Source organism: Burkholderia sp. MSMB1078WGS (assembly GCF_001528895.1).
Taxonomy (GTDB): Bacteria; Pseudomonadota; Gammaproteobacteria; order Burkholderiales; family Burkholderiaceae; genus Burkholderia.
Window position 1 is genome coordinate 47,707 of the sequence record NZ_LPDI01000039.1, and the last position, 24,538, is coordinate 72,244.

The window sequence follows — 24,538 nt, forward strand, 5'->3', positions numbered from 1 at the left end:
GCCGATCGTCCATCGATGATCGGCTGGCGGGCGCGGCCGAACCGGAAGCGCCCGAAAGCCGCGCCGCCTCCGGCGTCCATCGCGAACGCCGAAGCGACAGTCAATGCGAAGCACCGAACAATCGAATCACGACACCGCGCAGCCACCGGTTGCCGGCCTCGTGGTGATAGCGTGCGTGCCAATGCTGCCGCACCGTAAACCCTTCGACCGGGATCGGGCATGCATGAACCGCCAGATCGCTGGCCTGTGCCAACGTCTCGCCGATATGACGCGGTAGCGTCGTGATCAGGTCGGTGGTCTGCACGATCGCCCCCAAGCCCAGAAAACCCGGCAATTCCAGCACCACGTCCCGCTCGATGCGCGCCTGCCGCAGCGCCTGCTCGAGAAGTTGCGCGCCGGTTCCGGCCGTAATCGCGACATGCCCTTCCGAACGATATTGCTTTACCCCGAGCCGGCCGCGAATCCTCGGGTGATGTCGATTCACCAGACAAATCCAGTCCTGGTCGTACAGCTTCTGCTGATAAATGCCGCCGCCAAGCCACGGCACGTAGCCGATCGCGAGATCGGCTTCGCCCGATTCGAGCGCCCGTTCCGTATTGCCGTCGATCCGTGCGGCTTCCAGCCGGACGCCGGGCGCCTGCGCGCGAACATGGGCCAGCAGCCGCGGCAGCAGCGTGACGTGGCTCGCATCGGTCATGCAGATGCGAAAGCGCCGCTGGGCGGTCGCGGGATCGAATGCGATTTCCCACGCAGTGAAGCGCCGCAGCGATTCGAGGATTTCCCGGCATGGCCCGATCAGCGCGTCGGCTTGCGGCGTCGGCGCCATGCCGCCGGGCGTGCGAATGAAGAGCGGATCGTGCAGGTGTTCCCGCAAGTGCCCGAGCCAGATGCTGACGGTCGGCTGGCTCTGGCCGAGCTGCTCGGCGACGCGCGTGACGCTGCGCACGTCGTACAGGAGATCGAATAACTGAAGCAGTTTCAGGTCCGGCAGATCGGCGGGCATCGGCGCATTATTGTCCATGGCAATGACGCCATTGTATCCATTGCATTGTCGATATGAGCGACGGCTTCTATCGTGAGGCCATACGTCAAGGAGACAGCATTGAAAATCGCGATTCTGGGAGCCGGCGCACTGGGTTGCGCGATCGGCGCCACCCTCACCGAAGGCGGTCACGAAACCTGGTTGATCGACCGCTCACCCGCGCACGTCGACGCGATGCGGCGCGACGGCCTGCGGGTCGACGACGCCGGCGGCTCCCGGCACGTACGCGTTCACGCGACGACGCAGGCTGCCGAAGTCGGCGCGGCCGACCTGGTGGTGGTGCTGGTCAAGTCGTTCCACACCGACGCGGCCATCCGCGGCGCCCGGTCGCTCGTCGGGCCCGATACCGTCGTGCTGTCGCTGCAGAACGGCCTCGGGCACGAGGACATCCTGAGCGACGCCGTCGGCCGCGAGCGCGTACTCGCGGGCAAGACCTACGTCGGCGGCGTGCTTCGCGGGCCGGGCCATATCGAATCCGGCGTCATCGGCAAGGCCACTTACATCGGCGAACTCGACGGCCGCATCACGCCGCGCGTACGGGCGATCGCCGACGCGTTCGATACCGCCGGCCTCGCGACGACGATCAGCGACAACATCGTCGGCACGATGTGGGACAAGCTGCTCGTGAACGTCGCGACGGGCGCGCTGACCGGCGTCACCGGCCTCACCTACGGCCAGCTTTACGACGAGCCGCTGCTGAAGGCGACGTCGCTCGCGGCTGTCGCCGAGGCGATCGCGGCGGCGCAGGCGGCCGGCGTCAAGCTGTCGATGACCGATCCCGAACAGGCATGGACGCTCGCCGCCGAGGGGCTGCCCGCGGCCTTCAAGACCTCGATGTTGCAAAGCCTGGAGAAAGGCTCGATCACCGAGATCGACTTCATCAACGGTTCGGTCGTGCGCGCCGGGCAGCGCTACGGCGTGCCGACCCCGGTCAACGCCACGCTCGTCGCCTGCATCAAGGGGCTGGAGCGCGCGATGGCCGATCGCCGGCGCGAGGAGGCTGCCGCATGAATGCCACGAAAGCCTATCTCGAGCACGTTGCGATCTGGGTGAAGGACATCCGCTGGCACATCCGCTTCTTCGAGGACGTGCTCGGCATGACGCTGCGCGAAGTGGACGGCACGCTCGACGCGCCGCGGCAGTACTGGACGCTCGGCGGCCTGCAGTTCATCCACGCGCCGGAACACGACGGCCCCGAAGGCAGGCTCGCGCATCTCGGCGTGATGTGCGAAGACCTGGAGGCCGCGCTGGCCGCGGCGCGGCGGTTCGACGTGACGGAGATGCCGCAGGGGCGCAACTGGCTTCGCCTGCCCGACGGACTCGCCGTCGAACTGATTCAGGCCCGGCCGGCGTCCTGCGTCGCGCAGGCACTGGCGATCGACCCGCGCGCGGAGGCATGACCATGGCCATCGTCGAGAAATACTGGGACGACGCCCGCGAGGGCGACACATGCACGAGCCCGAGCTACGTCGTGACCAAGGAGCGCATTCTCGCGTATGCCGACCTCACCGGCGACCACACGCCCGTTCACGTGGACGAGGATTACGCGAACGCCAGCCATTTCGGCTGCCTCGTCGCGCACGGGCTGTTCGGCCTGTCCGTTGCCGACGGCCTGAAGACCCAGAGCGACTATCGCTTCCTGCCGGGCATGTCGCTCGGCTGGACCTGGGATTTCCTGCTGCCGATCAAGGTCGGCGACGTGCTGCACGTGACGTTCCGCGTCGGTTCGATGCGGGCGAGCAAGAGCCGCCCGGACTGGGGCATCGTCGTGCTGCCGTCGGAACTGATCAATCAGGACGGGCAGGTCGTTCAACGCGGCGAACATCGTCTGATGGTGCCGCGCCGCCCGGAGGCACGGTAATGCAGGCTCGTCCCCTCGAAGGCATTCGCGTCGTCGACTACAGCCACTTCCTCGCCGGCCCGTATGTCGGGCGCTGTCTCGCCGCGCTCGGCGCCGAAGTCATCAAGGTCGAGCGTCCCGGCGCCGGCGACGCCGGGCGTCAGCACGCGACCGTGCTCGACGACCAGCAAAGCGGCTACTTCCTGCAGCTCAACATGGGTAAGCGCGGCGTGAGCGTGAACATGAAGGACGCGCGCGGCAAGGCGTTCATGCAGCGGCTGTGCGACTCCGCCGACGTCTTCATCGAGAACTACCGGCCGGGCGCGCTGGACAAGCTCGGGCTCGGCTATGCCGAACTGTCGGCGCGCAATCCGGGCCTCGTCTACTGCTCGATTTCGGCGTACGGTCACACCGGCCCCGACGCACATCGCGCGGGCTTCGGGCTGATCGCCGAAGCGAAGAGCGGGATCATGCAGATGGTCGGCACGCCCGGCGAGCGCCCGCCGCTGCTGCGCATTTCGCTCGGCGACATGTACACCGGCATTCATGCGGTCGCGGCGATCAACGCCGCGCTGCTCGGGCGCGTGAAGAGCGGCCGCGGGCAACACGTCGACATGGCGCTGTACGACACGCTGGTGTCGATGCATGAATACGCGGTGCAGTGCTACACGCTGAAGGGTGTGCTGCCCGAGCAGACCGGGCACGACATGCCCACCTCGACACTCTACGGCGTGTTCCGTGCCGCGGACGGCGATCTCGTGATCGCCGCGCAGGTCGACGACGCGTGGAAGCGCTTCGCACAACTGATCGCAACGCACGGCGGCCCGGCGGGTTTCGGCGCCGACCCGCGGTTTCACGACGGCACCGGGCGCAATGCGCACCGCGCGGAGATTCTGTCGGTGGTCGAACCGTGGGTGGCCGCGCGTTCCGTCGCGTCGGTACTGGACCTGCTGGACGGCATCGACGTTCCGTGCGCGAAGGTGCAGCGCATCGACGAGGTGTTGAACGATCCGCAGATCCAAGCCAGGGGCATGGTCGTCGAGCAACAGCATCCGCGCTACGGGACACTGCGGCTACCCAACCTGCCGTTCCGGTTTTCCGATTGCGACACGACGATTCGCGACGTCGCGCCCGATCTCGGGCAGCACAACGCGGAAGTCGCGCGTTCCCTTGGGTTCGATTCGGCCGAAATCGACGCGATGCAGGCCGATGGCGTCCTCTATTCGAAAGCGAGCCAACGATGACTGATCGATACGCGGTGATCGGCAATCCGATCGGGCACACGAAATCCCCGCTGATTCACGGCCTCTTCGCGCAAGAGACGCGGCAGGACCTCCGCTATACGGCGATCGAAGGCCCGATCGAGCCGGCAGGCGCTTTTGCTGCAACGGTGCGTGCGTTTTTCGATGGCGGCGGCAAGGGCATCAACGTCACCGCGCCGTTCAAGCTCGACGCGTTCGCGATGTCGGACGAACGCAGCGAGCGTGCGCGGCTCGCGGGCGCGGCCAACGCACTCAAGTTCGACGGCGGCCGCATCCTGGCGGACAACTTCGACGGCATCGGACTGGTTCGCGATATCGAAGCGAACCTCAATCTGCCGATGGCCGGCAAGCGCGTGCTGGTGCTCGGCGCGGGCGGTGCGGCGCGCGGCGCGCTGTTGCCGTTCCTCGAAGCCGGCCCGGCGGAACTCGTGATCGCGAATCGCGACGTCGACAAGGCGCGTGCACTGGCCGCGCAGGTCGCCGGGCGCGGTCCGCTCGTCGCCGGCAGCTACGCGGACCTCGCGCGGATGGGACGTTTCGACCTGGTCGTCAATGCGACGTCGGCCAGCCTCACCGGCGACCTGCCGCCCGTCCCGCCGAGCGTGTTCAGTCCGACGGGAACCGCCTACGAACTCGCCTATGGCAAGCGGCTCACGCCGTTCCTCCGGCTCGCGAAAAACGCGGGCGTGCACGGGATCGCGGACGGCGTCGGCATGCTGGTCGAGCAGGCGGCCGAGGCGTTCGCATGGTGGCGCGGCGTGCGCCCCGCGACCAGTTCGGTGATCGACCGGCTGGCCGTGCCGTTCGACTGAACACGCGATGAGGTGTCGGCATGCAGGCGATCCCGATGCGCGACGGCATCGAACGCCGCAGGAGCGGCAGGCGCGACCGGCTAGACTCGGCGCGTCCATACCAACGAGCCGCGCCGGGCAACGTTGCCTTGCCGCCCCCCTTCCCCCGCCCGAGATCGTGCCGAACCCCGTCATGCCGGACACCACGCGCCCCGCTCGCCTGAACTTCGCGCTCATGTTGCCGCTGCTGCTGGCGGCCCAGCCGGTGGCGACCGACAGTTATCTGCCGGCGCTGCCTGAAATCGCCGCGACGCTCGGCTCCGCCAGCGTCAGCCTCACGGTGTTCGCATTGATATTCGGTATCGGACAGTTGCCGATGGGCAGTCTGTCCGACCGGTTCGGCCGTCGCCCCGTCTTGCTGGGCGGCCTGACGCTCTATGCGCTGACCGCATTGGCGGCGGCGCTCGCGTCGACCGCCGCGATGCTGGTGACCGCGCGTGCGATGCAGGGCTTTGCCATGGCCGCGATACTGGTATGCGCCCGCGCGACGGTGCGCGACCGGTATTCGGCGGGCGACGGCCCGTACGTGATGGCACGCGGCTTCATGGGAATGGGGATGATGGCGTTCCTCGCCCCGATCGTCGGGGCGTACGTCACGCAGTACGCCGGCTGGCGATGGGTACTCGCGGGGATGAGCCTGTATGCGTTCGGCTTGCTCGTCATGTGCGGGTACGGCTTCGAGGAAAGCGCCGCGAGAATCGCGCCGCGCCGGAACGCGACCGGGGACGTGCGCGAGATATTCGGCAATGCCCCGTTCAGGGTATGGACGCTGCTGGCCGCGTCGACGTACACCGGCATGTTCTGTTTTCTGCTGCTTTCTCCGACGATCTATATCCGGCAGTTCGGCATCTCGCCGCAGCGATACGGCTGGATCCCCGCGAGCGGGACGCTCGTCTATGTCCTGAGTACCTTTGGCTGCCGGCAGTTGCTGCGACGTCAAAGCATGCTGCGCACGGTGCGCCAGGGCGCAACGTTGAGCCTGTCAGGCGCGGCGATCCAGGCGTTGGGATGTGCGCTGCTTCCCGGCAGCATCTGGCCGCTGCTCGTCGGGCATGGCGTGTATTGCCTCGGCCACGGAATCCATCAGCCTTGCGGGCAGGCAGGAGCGGTCAGCGGCCTGCCTCATCTTGCCGGTCGCGCGGTATCGTGGTCCGGCTTCATCATGATGTTCTTCGCTTTCGGCGTGGGACAGACGGCGGCGGTTTTCACCGATCCGCGCTATCAGTCGGGCGCGTGGCCGATGGTGGTGCCGATGCTCGTCGTCGGCGTCACACTGGTCGCGATCGCGTTTGCGTGGTTGCCGAAAATCGGCGATGCGACTTTGGTCGCGGCAACGGTTCCGGCGCGCGCGGTGGAGGGTCGCTGAGTTGCGGCGGAGAATCGGCAGGTGAAGATCGCATGGCAGCGCCAGCAGATGCCAGTCGAACGCGAAACCCGTCGCGCGATAGTCGGCCACGATCTCCTCGCCCCACGATGCTGGAGGCAAGGTCGGTACCGCGTCGTCGCGTCCGGTGCCGCGCAGCGGATCTCGAACACGCACGGCAACCTCGAACCCGAAGCGCTGCGCCGATCGGCCAATCCGGCGCGGACGAAAACGCTCCCGGCTATCGGGAAAGCGGGAGGTACCGCGTCCGTCATCCATGCGGATCTCGCCGACGCAAGCCCCCAAACCATCAGCCCATCGTTTGCGCGAACGATTTCAGATACTTCATGCCCGTGTCGCACATGATCGTCACGATCGTGGCGTCCGGGCCGAGCCGTTCGGCGAGTCGCAATGCGCCGGTTACGTTGGCGCCGGTCGACGTACCGCAGAACAGCCCCTCCTCGGCGGCCAGCCGGAACGCCATGGCTCTCGCGTCCTCCGTCGAGACGCGCTCGAGTTCGTCCGCGATGCCGTCGCGCCAAAGCGGCACGACATAGCCCGCGCCGATTCCGTCGATCTTGTGCGCCCCGGTCGGCCCACCCGACAGCACCGCCGATTCGGCCGGCTCGACACCGGCGATCCGGATGCGTGCGTCATGCTCGCGCAAGCGCCGCGAAATCCCGCGCAGCGACGCAGCCGTACCGACGCTCTGGACGAAACCGTCGAGACGGCCGCCGGTCTGCTCCCAGATCTCGTCGGCCATCTTCGTATAGGCGCCGAGCTGATCGGTGTTTTCCATCTGTGCGGTGAGGTATGCGCCCGTCTCGCCGGCAATCCGGTGCGCTTCGCGAATCATGTCCTTCGTCAGCTTCTCGGTTTGCTTGCCGTTGTCGCTCGGAACGAGCGTCAGCTTCGCGCCAAGCAGGCGCATGTGATCGAGCTTCTCCTTCGCGAACGCATCCGATGAAACCAGATGCAGCGGATGCCGCTTGACGGCGCACACCAGCGCGAGCGACACACCCGTGCTGCCGCCGGTGTACTCGACCACCGCGCCGCCGGGCGTCAGACGCCCGTCGCGCTCGGGCGCTTCGATCATCGCCAGCGCGATCCGGTCTTTCATGCTGCCGGTCGGATTCTGGCTTTCGAGCTTGACGAACAAACGCGCGCCGTTGTTCGGGACAACGTATCGTAACGGGACGAGCGGCGTGTTGCCGATCGTGTCGAGGATGCTGCCGGGAGTCGATTTCATGTTGATCTCTGAAGTGAGCGAGCCGGTACGAGCAGGCGGATGGCGGTCGAACAGGTCCGGGAATGCCGGAGATGCTTCGCAGTCTAGACGCGCGGCGAGGCCTTGCGCCATAGTCATAAATGACATTAATGGCGGCATTTACGACACCCCTTCGGCATGTAAGCCGCTCTCCGTCTGACCGGAAATCCGATGCATGGGCGGGCGCGGCGCAAGCGCGCCACGCGTCGCCCGCCGCATTCGTTCAGACCGTACGCGACACCAGCTCGCCCAGCACCGTGTCCAGCGCGACATGGCCGCGCAAGATATCGTCAGGATTGCTGTCGAAATCGATCCAGCCTTCGTTGAAGCCGTCCAGCATACGCATGCGCGGGAGCGGATGTTTCATGCCCTGCGCGCGAAACAGCGCTTCCCACGTTCGCCTGTCGACGGCTTCCGCACGCACGTCCCGGCCCAAAACGCGAGCGAAGGCCAGCGCGAGATCGTGGGGGCTCACCCGGCGCGGGCCTTCGAGCTCGACGACACGCACACCGCGCCACGTCTGCTGCAGCAGTTCCGCCGCAACACGGCCCACGTCCGCGGTGGCGACCATCGGCACGGGCTTGTCGAGCGGCTGCAGGTAACTGGCGACGACGCCCCCGTCGCGCGCGGACGCGACATCCCACGCGGCGTTCTCCATGAACCAGCCGGGCCGCAGGAACGTCACCGGCATCGGCATCTCGCGCAGCGCCTGCTCCATCAGCGTGAGTTGCGTGAGCAGATTGGTCTCGTGGGCCTGCGCGCCGATCGTCGACAGGCAAACGACCTTTTCCGGACGCGCCGTCAGAAGCGCGGCGGATACGGCTTCGATCATCTTCCGCGCCTCGGGAAACCCGGGCGCCGGATCGAACACCGGCGGCAGCAGGATGAAAACGCCCGACGCGCCGGCGAACGCGGCGGCAAGCGACGAAGGGTCTTCCATGACCGCGGTCGCCATCTCGCACCCGCGCTCCGCCCATGCCCTTGCCCGCGTCGTGTCGCGTACGACCGCGCGCACCGGCCGCCCCGCGGCCAGCAGCTCGCGAGCCAGTGCGCCGCCGACCTGGCCGGTGATTCCCGTGATTGCATACATTGCTCATTCTCCATGTGTGAATACGTGGGTCGCATTCTGGACAAACGCCGAGCGAAACAAAACGACATGGATGGCATCAGATAAGTGACAACGCGTCATCAATTCGGCATGATCGACACGGACGCTCGGCAGTGCCGCACCGCGCAGCGTTCGCGCGTCGGCCTTCCGTGGGCCGCTCGCCATCCGCTCCCCGTATTCACTCGAACGACGATGAGATCCAGTAGCGAAAAACTGTCCGGCAGCATCAGCGTGTTCGCCGCCGTGGTCGATGCCGGGACATTCGCGGCTGCCGCCGACGTGATCGGCATGACGCCGCCGGGCGTCAGCCGAGCGATTGCCCGGCTGGAAAGAAGGCTGAACATCCGGCTGTTCAACCGAACGACGCGATCCGTGTCGCTCACCGAAGAGGGCCGCCGCTTTTACGAGCAGGTCATGCCCCATCTCGCCGGGCTGGAGGAAGCCGCCGCGGCGGCCGCAGGCGGCGCCTCCGCCGTGCGCGGAAAGCTGCGAATCAATCTGGATCCGGTCGTCTACCGGGCCATTCTCGGGCCACGGCTCGATGCGTTCATGGACGCGCATCCCGAGCTCGAAATCGAGCTCATCGCGCGAGACAGCCTGGGCGACCTCGTCATGGACGGCTTCGACCTCGCCGTGCGATTCGGCGAACCGCGCGCATCCAGCCTGATCGCGAGAAAGCTGCTCGACACCGGCGTCGTGACGGTCGCGGCGCCCTCGTACATCGCGCGCCGGGGACGGCCGGCAAAACCCCAGGACCTCGAGAACGGGAGCCACCGCTGCCTGGAATTTCGCAACCCCGAGACAGGCAAGCCGTTCGCGTGGGAATTTCATCGCAAGCGCAAACGCATCGTGGTCAACACCCGCGGACGCCTCACGGTCAACGATCCGGGCGCGCTGCTCAACGCGTGCCTCGCCGGTTCCGGCATTGCGCAGATGCTGCTGCTCGGCGCCGAGCCGCTGATCGCCGACGGCCGGTTGATCGATCTCTTTCCCGAATGGGCCGACGAGCGGTATCCGTTATACGCGTACTACCCGTCCCGGCATCACGTGCCGGCAAAGACGCGCGCGTTCCTGGATTTCATGATCGAACTGACGCGCGTTCACGCGGACGTCGGCACGCGCTAGCGCGGTTCCGGCGGAGCCCACGGAACCATGCCTCGGCATGCGCGGCGTACGACGGCGCCGCCGTCGACGCAGCGACGGCGTTCGAGCCCGGTCGCTCGCGTTGGCGAAGCAATGCCGGCCGTACCGAGGACGCTACCGATTGTCGGCACGCAGTTCCCGCACCCCACGGCCGAGCCGGCGCCGCAACAAGGCCCGCAACGTCGCCGCATCCGCATAGCCGACCTCGCTTGCGATCGTCTCCAGGTCGTAACCCATCGACACGAGGTTCTGCGCCCGTTCGATCCGGAGATCCTGGAAGAACGCCAACGGCGACTTCCCGAGTACCGCCTCGGTACGGCGCTGCAACGTGCGCGGTCCGACGGCCAATGCCGCTGCGGCTGCCTGAAGCGAGAAACCCAGGGAAAGATTCTCGCGAGCCCAGCGCTCGAATCGCGCGACCAACGGATCGGCGTGTGCAAGGTAATCCGGAATGATGTATTCGGCTTGCGACGCGCGCTTGTCGATCAGCATCAAGCGCGCCACGAGCGTGGCCAGTTCGGGACTGGCCTGACGCAGCAACCACAGCGCCAGGTCGAGATGGCCCATGGCCGACCCTGCCGTGATCAGGCGATCCGCGGCGACGACCATGCGCGACTCGTTCAGATCCACCGCCGGATAACGTTGACGGAAAAAAGGCGAGAGCGACCAGGTGGTCGTCGCCTCGCGATGATCCAGAAGCCCGGCTTCGGCCAGCAAGAACGTACCGATACAGGCGGCGGCCACGCCGATGCCGCCAGCATGCCACGCACGAAGGTGCGCCATCGCATCGCGCACGTCTCGACGCTCCAGCGCCTGGGCCAGGCGTTCCGGCTCCCTGATACCGGGCGCGGGCACGACCACCCAGTCCGGGTGGCGCACGCCGCTTGCCGGTTCCACCGTCATCGACAATCCATGCGCGGTGCGAATGCGTTTGCGCACGCCAGCCACCGTCACGTCGAAGGGTGGCGCGGCAAAGCCTTGAGCAGCAGCCAGTTCGTTGGCCATCGCGAAGGTATCCAGCAGCACCGTGAGCCCGGTATCGAACAGACCGTCGAGGGCCAGGATGGTCAATCTCATGTCGCAAACGTCGCTGTGAATATCGTTTACGACTATAGCCCGATTTGCGGGCAAAGCCCGGCGTGCATGTCGACGCGGCACAGACGCACGTCAGGTCGCCCTCGCTTTTCCCACCCTTTGCGAAGGACACTTGCCCAGTAGCTCGACCAGCCGTGTCTCGCATCCGGAAAACGCGTATCCGCGCCGCTGAGAGAGTCACGGCGGCGCCCGTCTACTCGATGGCGAAAGCGGCCATCAACACGCTGACCCATACGCTCGCCATCGAGCTGGGGCCGCGCGGCATCGCCGCGAACGCCGTCGCGCCGGGCTTCACGCGCACGGATGCGAACGCCGCCTTTCGCGAGAATCCCGAACGCGTCAAGGCGGCCGAGGCGCAAATCGCGCTGGGCCGCTTTGGCGAGCCTTCGGAAATCGCCGCCGTCGTCGCGTTTCTGGCTTCCGACGACGGTCATTGGGTGACCGGCCGGACGATCGAGGCGACCGGCGACGTGCGGGAATGACCGAACGCAGCCGCGTGCCGACCTATCCTGTCTGCAACACGGCCGGATCGATTTCGCGCGCGGTCAGCCCGAATTTCGCCATGCGGGCGCGATGATCCGGCGAGCCGAGATATGAACGAAGTCGTCGGTTAACCGCCGTCAGAAGATCCCGGTTTTCCCGGTTGAACGAAAACGCGCCTAGCGGAGGGGTCCGCTGGCTGCCGTTTACCTCCGGCTCGTGCGCGACGTCCTCGATCATCGCGCGGCCTATCCGGCTCGCAACGATCCGGTTTCCCAAGGCCGTGCTCGCGTAGGCGTCGATCACGCCGGAGAGAACGGCCGCGATCGCGTCGGCTTGCTGTTCGAAGACGACGATCTGCCGCCGACTCACGCCCGACGCGATCGCGGAATCATGCTGCACCTGCCCCGCAATGATGCCGAGACGCGCATCGGGACGTTCGGCGATCGACGCATAGCTGCGCAACGCCTTCGGGTTGCCGGGCCGGACCAGAAAGCCGTCCCCGATCCCCCACACCGGCACGCTGAACGCGACGGTATCGGCACGCTTCGGCGTCACGAAGAGCGGCACGTTCATGTCCCAGCGACCTGCTTCGACGCCGGGCAGCAATTCGCTGAACGTCGTCGGGCAATACTCGATTCGGGTGGCGCCTATCTGCCGGAGAATCGTCCCGGCGAGTTCGAGATCGGCGCCGGTAGCGGTGCCGTCCGCTTCGGTCCAGCCGAACGGCGGCTCTTCGATGTACGCAACGGTCAACTTCATCGCTTTCTCTCGCAAGCCGAAGAATCGATCGGGAATTCATCAGCTTACCGTGGGAAGTGGAGGTTCACTAAGCGTCGACAAAATTATTCCGGGCGTAAGCAAGTCGGCGAAATTTTCTTGACGCAACCGCCGAGGGTACGCGATGTAACGGCAAAGCAGCCATTGGAGTGACCCACTGCGGCCACCGAGCGAGTGGCGGGAAATGGCCGAAGTCGAGCGCATCGCCGGGTGCCCGGAACGCTTCGAATGTGGATACCGAGAAATGCGTCAACCGACTGAGTCAACAGAACGAGTGCTATCTCCGCTGACGCGTATTCAACGACGCTCCGTAATCGGGCCCTCAGCGTCAACCGTCCCAACGGCGCCGATGGCGCCGCCAACGGAAATCGGTCCATGTGCTTCCAGATCACCGTGCACGGTCAGCGAGCCATGCACGGTGAGCGGGCCGTGAAACGTATTTTCGCCCTGACGTCTGCGTATGGCATGCCCGTCGGGAGGAATCCGTTCAATCGTGGCTGCGGTGATCGGGCCGCGAACGGATATATCACCAGCCACCGTCAGCGAGCCGTCGACAGTAACCGGCCCGAGAACGACGAGCGATCCGTCGACGCTGAGCGGCCCCGTGACGACCGGCTCGGCATGCCCTGACGTGAAGAAGACAGAGGACGCCAGCAGAACCGCGCGCGCCATCGCGCTCCCTGCCCGCCTCGATGCCATGCTCTTTCCTGGCGCCAGATTGAAGCGTTTCACATGTCCTCCTGCATGGTGCTATTTACGCGAGCGCCAACGGTCCACTGACTCGCGACGGGCGGCTGCCGCTGAAGCACGCCCGGGCGCTATTGATCCAGTCTAGTCACGGAATTGACTAGCACAAGCGGCATCGGCGCGATAGCGCGACGTGCGCGACAGCACACGAGACTTCTGAACTACGCTGGCGCGTCGTGTGCTAAAAAGATTTGACTATCGCAAATGGCTTCCGTCAGGATTGACTGCTTCATCGTCTTTCCTGGAAGGGTAGTATTTCTTCTTCTGCTCAAGGTCATAGAAGAGTGTGCCGTGAATACCGTTTACCTCCTTCTTCTTCACCGGACGAGTCCATATCTCAGCGAAAGCAGCATCCAACGACGCCTCATCGGATCGGCCATAAACCTCGTCGATGAATGCAATGTCAGTCTCCTTCGGAAATATCAAGTCAAACTGCTCGTCTGTCGCTGCAAAAATGTCATAAACACAATTTTCTGCGCCGTCGATGATCTGAATATTTTTCATTTCTGAAGCGGACCTCCAAGCAGCATCTGGCCCGCCAGATGCTGCACCATTATGCGCGGTCACGGCAGGGTATGGGCTTGAACAACCGTCTCCTGCAGTCTGCAGCCAGACTCGTTCGGCTGTAGTCGACCCGAAGCGGTCGGTCAATTTGACGACAAGCGGTCATCTACATTAAGTGCGCGCGATATCGTCCGTACACGAGCAGCGCGAAAAACAGTAATAAGGCTAAAGCACCAACAAGCAGTGCCACCCTTGCTACGCGCACCCAGCTATCAATTTGTGGGTCGTTCAGTGATCTATAGTCACCGCTCACCAGCCAGATAATCGACGCGTAGTTGAATTTACTGTCCTTTCCAAGGAACGCGCTTTCTCCCGGATAGCGGCTCTGCAGTTTGGCGGCGATTCTACTCTGCATAAGGCCGCTGACCAGCAGGCCGATCGCGGCTAGCGCGATAAGCAACTCGAAAACGTGCATGATATCGGCGGAGTTCATGTCGTGAAATTCTTCCTGAGTGCACTACCGTTGCTACGAAACATTATCGACGGTTTTCATATAAAGGCCGACTGACCGCTTCTGGCCGGTAACGCCTATCGCCATCCCCGACCGCAAGCCGGCTGGCGAACCTCGAGCGATCGCATGCGGGCCACTGCGAACTCATCGGCTAAAGCAACTTTTCGCGATCACTCGAGCCCACCAGCAGCAAACTGCCGCAACCTCCGCCCCAAGCGATGCAGCAACACCATCCCGCGAGCCTCCGAGCGGACTCGCGCAAAGCCAACGCATCCCCGGCCCCCGCTCCCCGCCTCACACACCTCTCGGCAGCCGCACCGCGAATACGGTTTCCGTCTGATCGGACCGCGCGTCGATCCGGCCGCGATGCGCCTTGGCAATTTCGTTGGCGATGAACAAGCCGAGTCCCAGGCCGGTATCGTCACCCGTTCTGTCCGAACGATCCGCGCCGCGCTGAAGCGGATCGAAGATGCGGTCCAGCGTGAGCCGATCGATGGCCGGGCCGTTATTGCCGATCTCGATGAGCACCTCCGCGCCGCCCGCCTCGGCCATCACCCGCACCGGTGTCCCGGCCGCGCCGTACTTGACGGCATTGCTCACCAGATTACTCAGCAGTTGCTGCATTCGCTGATCGTCCCAATCACCTCGCAGATCGCCGCTCATATCGAGCGTAATTTCGCGATCGGGATGACCTGCCCGCAATTCGTCCACCACGTTGACGAGCACGTGCGCGAGATCGATCTTGCGGGGAACGACGTTGATGCCCAGTCCGAGCTGGGTTCGATTGAAATCGCAGAGATCGTCGAGAAGGCCGTGCATGCGGGCACCGCTTCTGATCAGGCGCGCGGCTGCTTCCGATACCTCCTCACCTGCATTGAGCGCCGCGAGATACGACGCCGTGACCTGGATCGTCTGCAGCGGCGTGCGCATGTCGTGGCCCAGCATGCCGAGGAGCAAGTTGCGAGCCTGCTCGATCTCTTCGGTAAAAAAGGCGACGGATTCCGCCAGCGCCTGATCGATCGCCTCGTTGAAGCGAATCACGTCGTCCAGATGGGGCGCGCTCGGCCGACACTCGTCGATCCACAGGCGCAGCACGCTGGCGCGCAGCGCCCGATACTCGGCTGCCAACTGGTTGATGTTGAAGCCCCGCCGGGCGCGCAGGGCGGCATGAGTCTGGGCGGCCGTCTCTCCGGCATTCACTGGCTCGGGTGCGTGCCCCAGCGATTTTTGACGTTGCGCTTCCCTCGTTTGCGGCGTCGCGATGTCCTTGGCGACGGCGGTCAGAATCTCACGCGCGTGATCGCGTAGCCCGATCGAGTTCATGTTCCGCGCGGCCGGTAGCAGGGTGGCGGCGAACGCTTCCCACTGCACCAGGATTGGTTCCATGTTCCGTACGATGAAATCAGCAAGCCGCATGTCGCCCCTCACAACGGAATGAACGATGGACACTGCAGTCGAACCGCACGATATTACGTGAATATCGGCGTCAGCCGGCGATTCGATCGCCGTCGTCGTTTCCGCCCGCGCGGGCGGAGAGCGTCGAGCGGCGGCTTCGATCGACCGCGCCCGCCGGCCACCGTCGACCGCCGGGCGCGGCATTCGGCACCTTTGAACGATATGCTGCTGAATTGACGGTCGCGACAGGGCCGAAGCGACCTTCGATTCGCACGCACGTCACGTCGGGCGGCTAGCATGGCCGAGACAGTCGGTGCGGCGCCGTTCGATTGCCGCGGCACCGGCAGTACGAACCTTGCGCCGCGCTCGCTCTACCTTCATCCCGACGCCGGATTCGGCCACATTTTCCTGCCACGGCCGGCCGCCGGCACGAAACTGCACATGCCCAGGAAAAAACCAAGCCTCTGGTTGCGGCCTCTCGACCTGTTTGCCATCGCGACCGGTGCGCGCCCGAAGAAGTCGGTCGGCAGGTCGCGGCCGGCCGTCAAGAAGGCGACCAAAAAGGCCGCCCCGCGGACCGCCAAGCCCGCCTCCACCGTCCGTACCGCCAGACGGACCGGCGCCGCGCGCGCCCCGTCGGCCCGGCCGCCCGGCACTTGGCTCCGCTCGTTTCATTCCGCCGGTCCGAGCGCCGGCCGGCTCGTGAACCATCTGGCGTACGCGCTGTATCTCCCCGTCGCCCCGGCGGCAACCGCGGGCATGCCGGCCGTCGTCATGCTGCACGGCTGCAAGCAGACCGCCGAATCGTTCGCCGCAGGCACGCGCATGTGCCGTCTCGCGGAGCGGTCCGGGTTCGCCGTGCTGTTTCCCGAGCAGGCCAAGACGGCCCATGCGCATCGCTGCTGGCACTGGCATGGCGACGCGACCCAGTCCGAAGCCGCGGCCGTCGCGTCGCTGGTCGACGCCATCGTGCGGCGACACGGCTTCGATCGCGACCGGATCTACGTGGCCGGCATGTCCGCGGGCGCCGGGCTCGCCGCGGCGCTGGCGATACGGTATCCCGACCGCTTCGCGGCGGTCGGCCTGCACTCGGGCCCGGCGATCGCGCCGCCGTCGTCGACGATGGCCGCGATGAGCCTGATGCGTCGCGGCATCCGCGACGATCCGATCCATGTGCTCGACGCGTGCACCGACGTCGCGTCCTATCCCGGCATGCCGGCGCTCGTCGTCCACGGCGCGCTCGATACGGTCGTGACCGACCGCAATGCGACGCAGCTCGGCATCGCGTTCGCGCGACTCAACCGGCTCGTCGACGAACACGGCGCGATCCGCGTCGGCGAGCAACGCCGCTACGCGCAGGACGAGGCGGACTACATCGATTATCTGAAGCGTGGACGGCTGGTCGTCAGGGTGTGTATCGTTCGCGGGCTGCGGCATGCATGGAGCGGCGGAGATCCGGACGAGCCGTTCCATTCCGCCACGGGGCCGGACGCGACCGCGATGTTCTGGCATTTCTTTCGTCGTCAGCGCCGCAAGCGATCGGCATGACACACGACGCCCGCGACCGCTCGCCGTCATGTCGTCACGCCCGTTGCTCCTGCGCTGCCGCGTGCGTGCGGTCGCCGGCGCGTCGAACCGGCAACCGTATCCGGAAGGTCGTGCCGCGCCCCGGCTCGCTGGTCACGTCGATGGTGCCGCGATGACGCTCGACGATGCCGTGCGATACCGACAGTCCGAGCCCCGTGCCCTGCCCGACCGGCTTCGTGGTGAAGAACGGATCGAAGATCCGCCGCGCGACGTCGGGCGTCATGCCGACGCCGGTATCGCTGATCGCGATCGACACCTGATCGCCGTCGCTCGACGTGCGGATCGTGATCACGCCGCGCTCCGGAATCGCTTGCGCCGCGTTGACCAGCAGGTTCATGAAAACCTGGTTCAACTGCGACGGCAGGCATTCGACGTGCGGGACATCGCCGTAATCGCGCACGATGTCGGCCTTGTACTTGAGTTCGTTGTGGACGACGTTGAGCGTGCTCTCGAGGCCCGCATGGAGATCGACCACGCTCCATTCGTCGCTGGCCGGACGCGAGAAATCGCGCAGGTCCTGCACGATGCGCCGCACGCGTAGCGCGCCGTCGATCGACTCGTCGATCAACAGCGCGATCTCGTCCCGGACATAGTCGAGATCCGCCGCGCGGCGCACGGCCGCCAACGCGTCGCGGGTGGCGGGGTCGAGCTGCGGCAGCACGGCTTCATGTGCCGCGACCACGTCGAGCAGGCTGCGCACCCATGTCTTCAACGTATTGAGGTTCGCGCTGACGAAGCCGATCGGATTATTGACCTCGTGCGCGACGCCGGCCGCGAGCTGGCCGATCGACGCGAGCTTTTCCGACTGCAGCAACTGGTCGTGCGTTTCCTCGAGCGCATGCAGCAAACGCCGCTGTTCGTCTTTCTCCTGTTCGAGCAGCGCGTGCGCGGCCTTGCGTTCGTCGATCTCGGCCGCCATGTTCTCGCGCGTGCGTTGCAGCATCCGTGTCGTCTGCTCGTAGCTATGCAGCGCGCGTTCGAGTTCGCTGGTTCTCACCCGCACGAGCCGTTCGAGCGTGTCGGTCATCCCGCGCAGAAAAGTTGTGCGCGCATCGAAACGGCACACCAGCAGCGTGACGACCAGCGTCGCCATCGTAAACAACGCGACCGTCGTCGCGAGCCACGGCGCATCGACCCCGTTCGCGGCGCCGCACCGTGCATCCGGCGCGAAATGCGCAGCCGCCATCGCCGTGTAGTGCATGCCGGTAATCGCGATGCCCATGACGACGGCCGCGCCGATGCGCTGCGCGGTCGCATGGCGCGCCTGCTGCATGCGCAACGCCTGCGCGATCCACAGTGCAGCCGTCGACGCGATCACCGCGATGCCGATCGACGCGGCGAACAGCGCGGCATTGTAGCGAATGCCGGGCTGCATGTGCATCGCGGCCATCCCCGTGTAATGCATGCCGGCGATCCCGCCGCCCATCAGCACGCCGCCCGCGCACAGGCGCCACCAGGCCAGCCGTGCGCGCGTGACGACGTTCAGCGCGAAATACGATACGAGCACCGCGATCGCCAGCGACGCGCCGGTTTCCTGCCATGCATAGCCGAGCGGCACCGGCAGCGAAAACGCGAGCATGCCGACGAAATGCATCGACCAGATTCCGGTGCCCATCGCCGCCGCGCCGCCACCGAGCCATGCGCGCTTGAGCTTCGGATTGTCGAGCAGCGAGATGAACGCGGCGAGGTCGAGCGTCGTATAGGACGCAAGCGTCGCGATCGCGAGCGACAGCAGGACGAGCGAAACGTTGTAGATGCCATGCATGATCGGACGCCCGGAACGGGTTGAATGCATCGCCGCGGCGCGGGCGGTCGCGCGCACCGCGGCCATCGGGCCGGCGTTTCGGCGTCAGGCCGGCGGCGCGCCGGCGCCGGGTGCGTGCGCCTGCCCGGCCGGACGGGCCAGCACGAGAATGTCGAACGGCGTGCCCTCGCGCATCTCGAAGCGGCGCACGAGCTCGATCTGGTGCGCGGACATCACGCTGCCTTTCGTCATCAACAGCACGCCGCGATGCGTGCGCAGATCGTCGGCGAGCTGCATCCCCTCGCGCAATTGAGCCGACCGGATTTCCGCGACGGACGCCGCGATGCCGAGACTCGCCGGATCCCGCATCAACTCGATGAAGCGCGCAACCAGTTGCGGGTCGTAACGCACGTTCGCCTGCGAGCGCAACACGTCGATCGCCTGTTCGATCGAATGCGGCACACCGATTTCGCCGTTGCGCAGCCCTTCGAAATCGCGCGCGATCGCGACGATCCGCGACCCGATCGGGATCGCGTCGCCGACCAGGCCGTCCGGTGTGCCACGGCCGTTGAAGCGCTCGTACTGGTGCAACACGATCGACGCGACCTTGTGCAACTGCGCGACCGGCGTGAGCACCATCTGCGCACGCAACGGATGCTCCTGAAACATGCGGTGCTCGTCCGTCGTCATCCGCGTGAGCGGCTTGTGCAGCAATTCGTCCGGCAGCGACAGCTTGCCGATGCCGTGCAACAGCCCCGCGAAATAGACGTCCTGCGCGTGCAGTTCGCTCATCCCGGCCGCCAGCGCGAGCCGTCGCGCGATCTCGCCGACCCGCATCGCATGCCCGCTCGCGGCCCCGCAGCGCAGCTCGATCATGCTCGCGCACACCTGGACCATCGCCGTGAAACTGCTTTTCAGGTCGCTTTGCGCCGCCTCGAGAAACATTACCGTCTGGCCAAGCTCTTCGGTGCGCGCGCGCACCTGCGTTTCGAGGTCCGTATTGAAACGGCGCAGCGCTTCGTTCTGCGCCTCCGTCAGCGCCGCCAGCCGGGCCGCTTCGCGACGCAGACGGCGCTGCTCCAGCGCCTGCTCGATGGTCAACAGCAGGTCGTGATCGTCCCACGGCTTGTTCAGGTAGCGATACACGCCGCCTTCGTTGACGGCCTGCATGACCGACGCGATCTCCGCATAGCCGGTCAGCAAAATGCGCATCGTGTCCGGGTACAGCCCCCGCGCGCGCGCCAGGAATTCCGCGCCGCTCATGTGCGGCATCCGCATGTCTGACACGATCAGGTCGATTTCGGTCGACGCCAGGATCGCGAGCGCGGCCTCGCCGCTGTCGGCGGTCACGATGTCGTAGCCGGTGGGCCGGAACACGCGCCTGAGCGCCGACAGCACGTTCGGTTCGTCGTCGACCAGCAGGATCGACGGTACGCGGGCCGCCTCGCCCGATGCCGCTGCGCTGTCGGACGTTTCGGACGGCACGGCATTCACGTCGTTTGTTGCAGATGTCGTCATAGTCGGCCTCGGATCAATTATTTACGCCCTCTCTGCAACATCGGCCGGCTCCGCATTTTCCACATGGGTGGAAACGCTAATGTGCGTGTGTCGATTTCAACCGGAATGCATCGCGCGAATGCTATGTCGTCGACGCGCCGGGTTCGCGCCGGTAGTAGATGTCCCACTCCGCTTCGCCGGTTCGCACGAAGCCGTGCCGTTCGTAGAAGCGGTTCGAGTCGCTGCCGCGCAATGCGCCGACGCGAACGGGCATCCGGTGTTCGTCGGCTTCGGCAAGGATCTCGCGCAGCACGGCGGCGCCGATGCCCCTCCCCTGGTGCGCGGGCACGATGTACAGGTGGTCGAGCAGCCAGTGATCCGTCATCGGGCGAAGCGTATAGAAGCCCGCACGCGAATGGTCGATCTCGATGAAACGGCAGAGCGCCGGATCGAACGACACGAGAAACCGGTCGCGCGCACGCTGCGGATCGAAACGGCCGATGCGTTCGAGGCTGTCGCGCATCGCGGCAATGCGGATCGCGACGAGGGTTTCGGCGTCGGCGTGCGTGACGGGGGCGAAGGTCGGGGTCATGGCAATCAGGCTGGCGGGATGCATGGGAAGGCGAGCACTCGGCTTGGCGGTGCGGCGCCACCCGGGCATCGAGGATGATGCGATCTCCTCCGGGTGGCTTGATGCGTTGCGCTCGCGTGCCGACTCGCGGCGGCTTCGCTCGAAGGAGACCTCAGCGCCGCGCGCCTCTCCTGATCGGAGGGCGCGAGGCAAGCGAACCGATTCAACCGGCTCAATGAATAAAAAGCGCTGGCCGATGAACTGGCCAGCAAATCGGTCCTGGCGATCCGAGGTTGAGTGTGCCAGGACCACATGCATCAGACGATGTACGCGTGCAGACAGACGGGCATGTCGAACGTTCGGTCACGCCGATCGGGACGTTCCGGCTCGAGCCCGCGCCCAAACTGTGATCGCAGTTCAGGCTGGGCTAACCGAAGCGATCATGTCTGCACCGACGTCCGTCAACCTGAACGCATCGACGGGCTTCGGCACTTCCCATGTTGCGATCATCGCGTCGGTCGGCAGATAGTCGGGATCGGCCGACGCGACTCCGGCCCACACGCCCTGAGACATCCGTCTGCCATGGAGATAAAAGTGCAGCTCCCGGCCGGCGCGCTCGCACGTACACTTGATTCTCTCCACCGATCGACCCAATCCTCGAATCCGTGCGACCTGGCTGCGATCCAGCTCGAACGTGGCGCTCATCACCCCGTCGCAATCGACAATGCCGATCATGTTGCTGTCATCGGTGAATATCCACGACGGATGCGGCGTGCCTAAACGCAGCATGAAAAAATCTGCGGATTCCGAACCAACCATCATGTTTCTCCTGCAATGATACGTTGCTCTACCAACTACCACTTGATCGATACGCTCGTTCATCCAACCCGGTCTCCGCGCCGCGCCCGGATGCCCGAGTGGCCGCACGCCAGCTCCTCGCACTGGGCGCGCACAACGCCGAAACGCGCGGCGGCCGGCGGTTTCGAAGCGCCTACACACTTGCCTGACCAGTCACGGTTTCTGCAGCCATGCTGTCCGAACCGGAAAGCCTCACCGCAACAGCCGCTGCCGCCGTGCTTCCGTAGACGTTCAGGGCGGTTCTTCCCATATCGAAAAAGGCGTCGACGCCCAACAGCAGCAGCACCGCATCTGCCGGCAAGCCGATCGACGTGAGGACGATGGTGATGGCCACGATCGCCCCAGAGGGCACATTGGCCGCTCCATCGATGGTGACGATCGTCAGGATCAAAATCGTGATCACCAGCGGCCAGGACCAGGCAAGGTGATAGGCGTCGGCCAGGTAGCCGACCGCGAGGGCCGTATAGAGCACCGCGCCGTCGCGATTGAAAATATAGGCCAGAGGCAGAATCGTGGACGCCACGCCGTAAGGCACGCCCAGTTCAACCAGCTTCTTCAGGTGCAGCGGATAGGTAATTTCGGACGAACGCGTCGTGAAACCAAGGATCAGCGGTTCCCTCACCTTCCTGAGCACGGCAAGCGGCGACTGACCGGCGACGCGAATGACGATGGTGAGTACCACCGCCAGAACCGCCATGCCGAGATAGGCCACGCCCAGAAGCTCGATGAGCGAATGCGCGCCCGCAAAGCCCTTGGCCGACAACAACTGCGCGATCGCGGCGAAGATCGCGAGCGGCGACCATGCGATCACCCACTGGATCATCTTGAACAGGCCCGACAGCAGCGCCTCGAAAACGGCGATCGCAGGCTCGGCCCGCTCCGGGGCGGCCGACAATGCCGCGCCGAAAATGACGCCGAACACGAGCACCGGGAGAGAATTCCCGGCGGAAAGCGCGGCGACGATGTTGGCGGGGATCAAATCGACGAGAAATTTCGTCCAGTCGATGCTGGACGCGAGCGCCGCGGGCATCGATCCGGAGTGCGTCATGCTCGCCCCGAGACCCGGTCGAAACACGAAGTTGAGCAGCAGCCCGAACGATGCAGCCAAGCCCGTCATGCAGACGAAGAAGCCGATGCTGAACAGTGCGACCTTGCCAAGCCGCTCGCGAAGCCTGCCCGCACGAAAGACCCCGACCGTGACCGACAGGAAGATCAACGGCATGACGACCATCTTGATCGCGTGGCCGAACATCGTGCTCAGAAAACCCAGCTTCGCGGCAAAGCCCGGCGCAAACACGCCGCAGGCGACGCCCAGGACGAGGCCGCCAAGCATTTGCATCGGAAGAGAAAGCCCTTTATTTTTCGTGTTCATGCCGCGCCTTTAGCAGTTTTATCCGTGCCGGCGTACCGTCAACGATGTGATTCCACATATGCTGACGCGCAAGCTCGCCGTCGTTCGCTTCGATTGCGTGAAAGATGTGCAGGTGCTCGATCGTGCCGCGCCGAACGGTTTCAGCGTCGCCGCGCGGGAGTTCGTTCAAGGCCAAGGTCTGGGCCCGCAATAGACCATACGCCGATGAGATTCGCACGTTCCGTGCGGCAGCAAACAACTCTTGATGAAACACCCAACCGATACGCTGCTCGAGCATGATGTCCGAAACATCCCGGTCGACCAGTTTCCGCATTTTTTCCGCCGCGTCGCGAAGGCCCGCCGTGACTCCCGATCTCGCTGCGAGAAACGCTGCGGTACTCTCCAGGGCCAACCGCATTTCAAAAATTTCGCGCAGATCGCTGGTAGTCGGCGACGCGACATAAGTGCCGCTCTTTTCGATCACGACGACCAGCCCTTCGGACTCGAGCAAATGCAATGCGCTGCGCACCGGCATTTGGCCGAAACCCAGTTCGTCCGACAGGCCTCGGTGGGATACTTTCTGCCCAGGCGCAAGACGGCCGTCGAAGATCCTCGATCGAATCTCGTCGTAGGCCAGTTCTGCATCTGTCGAGACTTTCGACGTCATCTGTGATCGCAGTTAGCGTATGATTCAAAAAGAAACTGATAGGAAATTACCCTTACTGGGCGTGCCCGGCAACTGCTAATTTTGCGAGTGGGTGTGCCGAAAGAGAATTGGAAGAAAATCTGCGTCACGAAGAGAGCCGATAATTATATGACTTCACAAGAAGTGCGCTTTACTATCTGTGCCGTCCGTGCGGAAGAAACCTATCCCCTCAGAGCCGCAGTCTTGATGGCCGGGGATGAAGAGGGAAGCGCTCTAGACGGGGACCATGCTCCAACGACCATGCATTTTGCCGTTCGTGACAACGACAATATCGTTGCCGTGGCATCGGTGTGTAAGGAAGGACAATCCGGCGTTTCGAACGCTGACGCGTGGCGCCTTCGCGGCATGGCCGTCCATCCGTCGGTACGCGGCCTGGGATTCGGACGCCTGCTGGTCAATCTGTCCATTCGCCATGTTCGCGAACAGCGCGGCACCCTGCTCTGGTGTACGGCGCGCGAATCGGCATACCCATTCTACGAAATGCTCGGCTTTGAACGCGATCCGATACCGATTTCAATGCATGGCCGCGACGACATGAAATTCTATCTAATGCAACGCCAAATCGCGGGCTGATTTCATCTGCGATCGAAGTTCGATCGCCGCCACCGGGGGGCGATACCGGGCGTTGGGCTACCGGCCCGGAAATACCGATTCGCCCAGCGTTCTCATTAGCCCATTCGCCCGCGCGAAAATCGAGATCGCGTGCGACGACGGCTGTCGCAACGCCCGCCTCCTTCAGCGCACCGCCGAACGGTAGCGCCATCCGCTCGTCTCGCGCGTTTCCGGCCAATACGGACGGGTACTCGACAATCGCCTTTTCCGTTTCGATTATTGCA

General features: G+C 65.0%; 25 protein-coding genes. 10 read left to right on the plus strand and 15 right to left on the minus strand.

Annotation, left to right across the window (positions count from 1 at the left end):
- Positions 1–100 precede the first annotated feature (100 nt).
- Positions 101–1,021, minus strand: coding sequence for a LysR family transcriptional regulator (locus WT24_RS10410; protein WP_059500042.1), 921 nt, complete (start codon positions 1,019–1,021; stop codon positions 101–103).
- 81 nt (positions 1,022–1,102) lie between these two features.
- Here WT24_RS10410 and WT24_RS10415 point away from each other — a divergent pair, with 81 nt between their 5' ends.
- The 6 genes from WT24_RS10415 (at position 1,103) to WT24_RS10440 (ending at position 6,361) form a co-directional block, all read left to right on the plus strand.
- The gene (locus WT24_RS10415; RefSeq protein WP_060033290.1) at positions 1,103–2,053 is read left to right on the plus strand and encodes a ketopantoate reductase family protein; all 951 of its coding nucleotides are present in this window, start codon (positions 1,103–1,105) and stop codon (positions 2,051–2,053) included.
- Positions 2,050–2,442 carry a VOC family protein gene (locus WT24_RS10420; protein WP_027786521.1) on the plus strand — a complete coding sequence of 131 codons (393 nt, stop codon included), beginning with the start codon at positions 2,050–2,052 and terminating at the stop codon, positions 2,440–2,442. Before WT24_RS10415 ends, WT24_RS10420 begins: the two co-directional genes overlap by 4 nt.
- 2 nt (positions 2,443–2,444) lie before the next feature.
- The gene (locus WT24_RS10425; RefSeq protein WP_060033293.1) at positions 2,445–2,903 is read left to right on the plus strand and encodes a MaoC family dehydratase; all 459 of its coding nucleotides are present in this window, start codon (positions 2,445–2,447) and stop codon (positions 2,901–2,903) included.
- The gene (locus tag WT24_RS10430) at positions 2,903–4,126 is read left to right on the plus strand and encodes a CaiB/BaiF CoA-transferase family protein (RefSeq protein ID WP_060033297.1); all 1,224 of its coding nucleotides are present in this window, start codon (positions 2,903–2,905) and stop codon (positions 4,124–4,126) included. The genes WT24_RS10425 and WT24_RS10430 overlap by 1 nt, the downstream gene beginning before the upstream one ends.
- Positions 4,123–4,956 carry a shikimate dehydrogenase gene (gene aroE, locus WT24_RS10435; protein WP_060033300.1) on the plus strand — a complete coding sequence of 278 codons (834 nt, stop codon included), beginning with the start codon at positions 4,123–4,125 and terminating at the stop codon, positions 4,954–4,956. Before WT24_RS10430 ends, aroE begins: the two co-directional genes overlap by 4 nt.
- A 172-nt stretch (positions 4,957–5,128) precedes the next feature.
- Entirely contained in the window at positions 5,129–6,361 is a 1,233-nt protein-coding gene (locus WT24_RS10440) for an MFS transporter (protein WP_060033303.1), read from the plus strand.
- A gap of 307 nt (positions 6,362–6,668) precedes the next feature.
- Here the strand turns inward: WT24_RS10440 and WT24_RS10445 are convergent, their stop codons facing one another.
- Together WT24_RS10445 and WT24_RS10450 are read right to left on the minus strand one after the other, a co-directional pair.
- A complete protein-coding gene (locus WT24_RS10445; RefSeq protein WP_060033306.1) occupies positions 6,669–7,607 on the minus strand; it encodes a PLP-dependent cysteine synthase family protein in 939 nt (312 codons plus the stop codon).
- 241 nt (positions 7,608–7,848) lie between these two features.
- On the minus strand, positions 7,849–8,715 hold the full coding sequence (locus tag WT24_RS10450) for an NmrA family NAD(P)-binding protein (RefSeq protein ID WP_060033309.1): 867 nt from the start codon (positions 8,713–8,715) through the stop codon (positions 7,849–7,851).
- A 210-nt stretch (positions 8,716–8,925) separates the two neighbouring features.
- Between WT24_RS10450 and WT24_RS10455 the strand changes: the two genes are divergently transcribed.
- Positions 8,926–9,858: a LysR family transcriptional regulator gene (locus tag WT24_RS10455; RefSeq protein WP_060033349.1), complete on the plus strand. Its 933-nt coding sequence runs from the start codon at positions 8,926–8,928 to the stop codon at positions 9,856–9,858.
- A 132-nt stretch (positions 9,859–9,990) separates the two neighbouring features.
- Here the strand turns inward: WT24_RS10455 and WT24_RS10460 are convergent, their stop codons facing one another.
- Positions 9,991–10,953, minus strand: a complete 963-nt coding sequence (locus WT24_RS10460; protein WP_060033312.1) for a GlxA family transcriptional regulator — start codon at positions 10,951–10,953, stop codon at positions 9,991–9,993.
- Positions 10,954–11,105: 152 nt separating this feature from the next.
- Between WT24_RS10460 and WT24_RS10465 the strand changes: the two genes are divergently transcribed.
- The gene (locus WT24_RS10465) at positions 11,106–11,453 is read left to right on the plus strand and encodes an SDR family NAD(P)-dependent oxidoreductase (protein ID WP_257127463.1); all 348 of its coding nucleotides are present in this window, start codon (positions 11,106–11,108) and stop codon (positions 11,451–11,453) included.
- Between the two features lie 22 nt (positions 11,454–11,475).
- Here WT24_RS10465 and WT24_RS10470 read toward each other — a convergent pair whose 3' ends face one another.
- From WT24_RS10470 to WT24_RS10490, 5 genes are all read right to left on the minus strand, one after another.
- Complete coding sequence (locus tag WT24_RS10470) at positions 11,476–12,213, minus strand: transporter substrate-binding domain-containing protein (protein ID WP_059500051.1); 738 nt, start codon at positions 12,211–12,213, stop codon at positions 11,476–11,478.
- Between the two features lie 315 nt (positions 12,214–12,528).
- Positions 12,529–12,963: a hypothetical protein gene (locus tag WT24_RS10475; protein WP_257127464.1), complete on the minus strand. Its 435-nt coding sequence runs from the start codon at positions 12,961–12,963 to the stop codon at positions 12,529–12,531.
- Between the two features lie 210 nt (positions 12,964–13,173).
- A complete protein-coding gene (locus WT24_RS10480) occupies positions 13,174–13,482 on the minus strand; it encodes a hypothetical protein (protein ID WP_060033317.1) in 309 nt (102 codons plus the stop codon).
- A 166-nt stretch (positions 13,483–13,648) separates the two neighbouring features.
- Positions 13,649–13,975 carry a hypothetical protein gene (locus WT24_RS10485; protein WP_060033320.1) on the minus strand — a complete coding sequence of 109 codons (327 nt, stop codon included), beginning with the start codon at positions 13,973–13,975 and terminating at the stop codon, positions 13,649–13,651.
- Positions 13,976–14,287: 312 nt separating this feature from the next.
- Positions 14,288–15,409, minus strand: coding sequence for a sensor histidine kinase (locus WT24_RS10490; RefSeq protein ID WP_060033323.1), 1,122 nt, complete (start codon positions 15,407–15,409; stop codon positions 14,288–14,290).
- 420 nt (positions 15,410–15,829) lie between these two features.
- Here WT24_RS10490 and WT24_RS10495 point away from each other — a divergent pair, with 420 nt between their 5' ends.
- Complete coding sequence (locus WT24_RS10495) at positions 15,830–16,936, plus strand: alpha/beta fold hydrolase (RefSeq protein ID WP_060033352.1); 1,107 nt, start codon at positions 15,830–15,832, stop codon at positions 16,934–16,936.
- 34 nt (positions 16,937–16,970) lie between these two features.
- Here the strand turns inward: WT24_RS10495 and WT24_RS10500 are convergent, their stop codons facing one another.
- The 6 genes from WT24_RS10500 to WT24_RS10525 form a co-directional block, all read right to left on the minus strand.
- The gene (locus WT24_RS10500) at positions 16,971–18,740 is read right to left on the minus strand and encodes a histidine kinase (RefSeq protein ID WP_060033326.1); all 1,770 of its coding nucleotides are present in this window, start codon (positions 18,738–18,740) and stop codon (positions 16,971–16,973) included.
- 84 nt (positions 18,741–18,824) lie between these two features.
- Positions 18,825–20,237, minus strand: a complete 1,413-nt coding sequence (locus WT24_RS10505; RefSeq protein ID WP_060033330.1) for an HD domain-containing phosphohydrolase — start codon at positions 20,235–20,237, stop codon at positions 18,825–18,827.
- A 121-nt stretch (positions 20,238–20,358) separates the two neighbouring features.
- Positions 20,359–20,808 carry a GNAT family N-acetyltransferase gene (locus WT24_RS10510; protein WP_060033355.1) on the minus strand — a complete coding sequence of 150 codons (450 nt, stop codon included), beginning with the start codon at positions 20,806–20,808 and terminating at the stop codon, positions 20,359–20,361.
- Between the two features lie 396 nt (positions 20,809–21,204).
- A complete protein-coding gene (locus WT24_RS10515; RefSeq protein WP_059500061.1) occupies positions 21,205–21,609 on the minus strand; it encodes a hypothetical protein in 405 nt (134 codons plus the stop codon).
- 169 nt (positions 21,610–21,778) lie between these two features.
- On the minus strand, positions 21,779–23,017 hold the full coding sequence (locus WT24_RS10520; protein WP_082741947.1) for a dicarboxylate/amino acid:cation symporter: 1,239 nt from the start codon (positions 23,015–23,017) through the stop codon (positions 21,779–21,781).
- On the minus strand, positions 23,001–23,663 hold the full coding sequence (locus WT24_RS10525) for a GntR family transcriptional regulator (protein ID WP_059500063.1): 663 nt from the start codon (positions 23,661–23,663) through the stop codon (positions 23,001–23,003). Before WT24_RS10525 ends, WT24_RS10520 begins: the two co-directional genes overlap by 17 nt.
- Before the next feature lie 147 nt (positions 23,664–23,810).
- Between WT24_RS10525 and WT24_RS10530 the strand changes: the two genes are divergently transcribed.
- Positions 23,811–24,275 carry a GNAT family N-acetyltransferase gene (locus WT24_RS10530; protein WP_060033333.1) on the plus strand — a complete coding sequence of 155 codons (465 nt, stop codon included), beginning with the start codon at positions 23,811–23,813 and terminating at the stop codon, positions 24,273–24,275.
- The last annotated feature ends 263 nt before the right edge of the window (positions 24,276–24,538 follow it).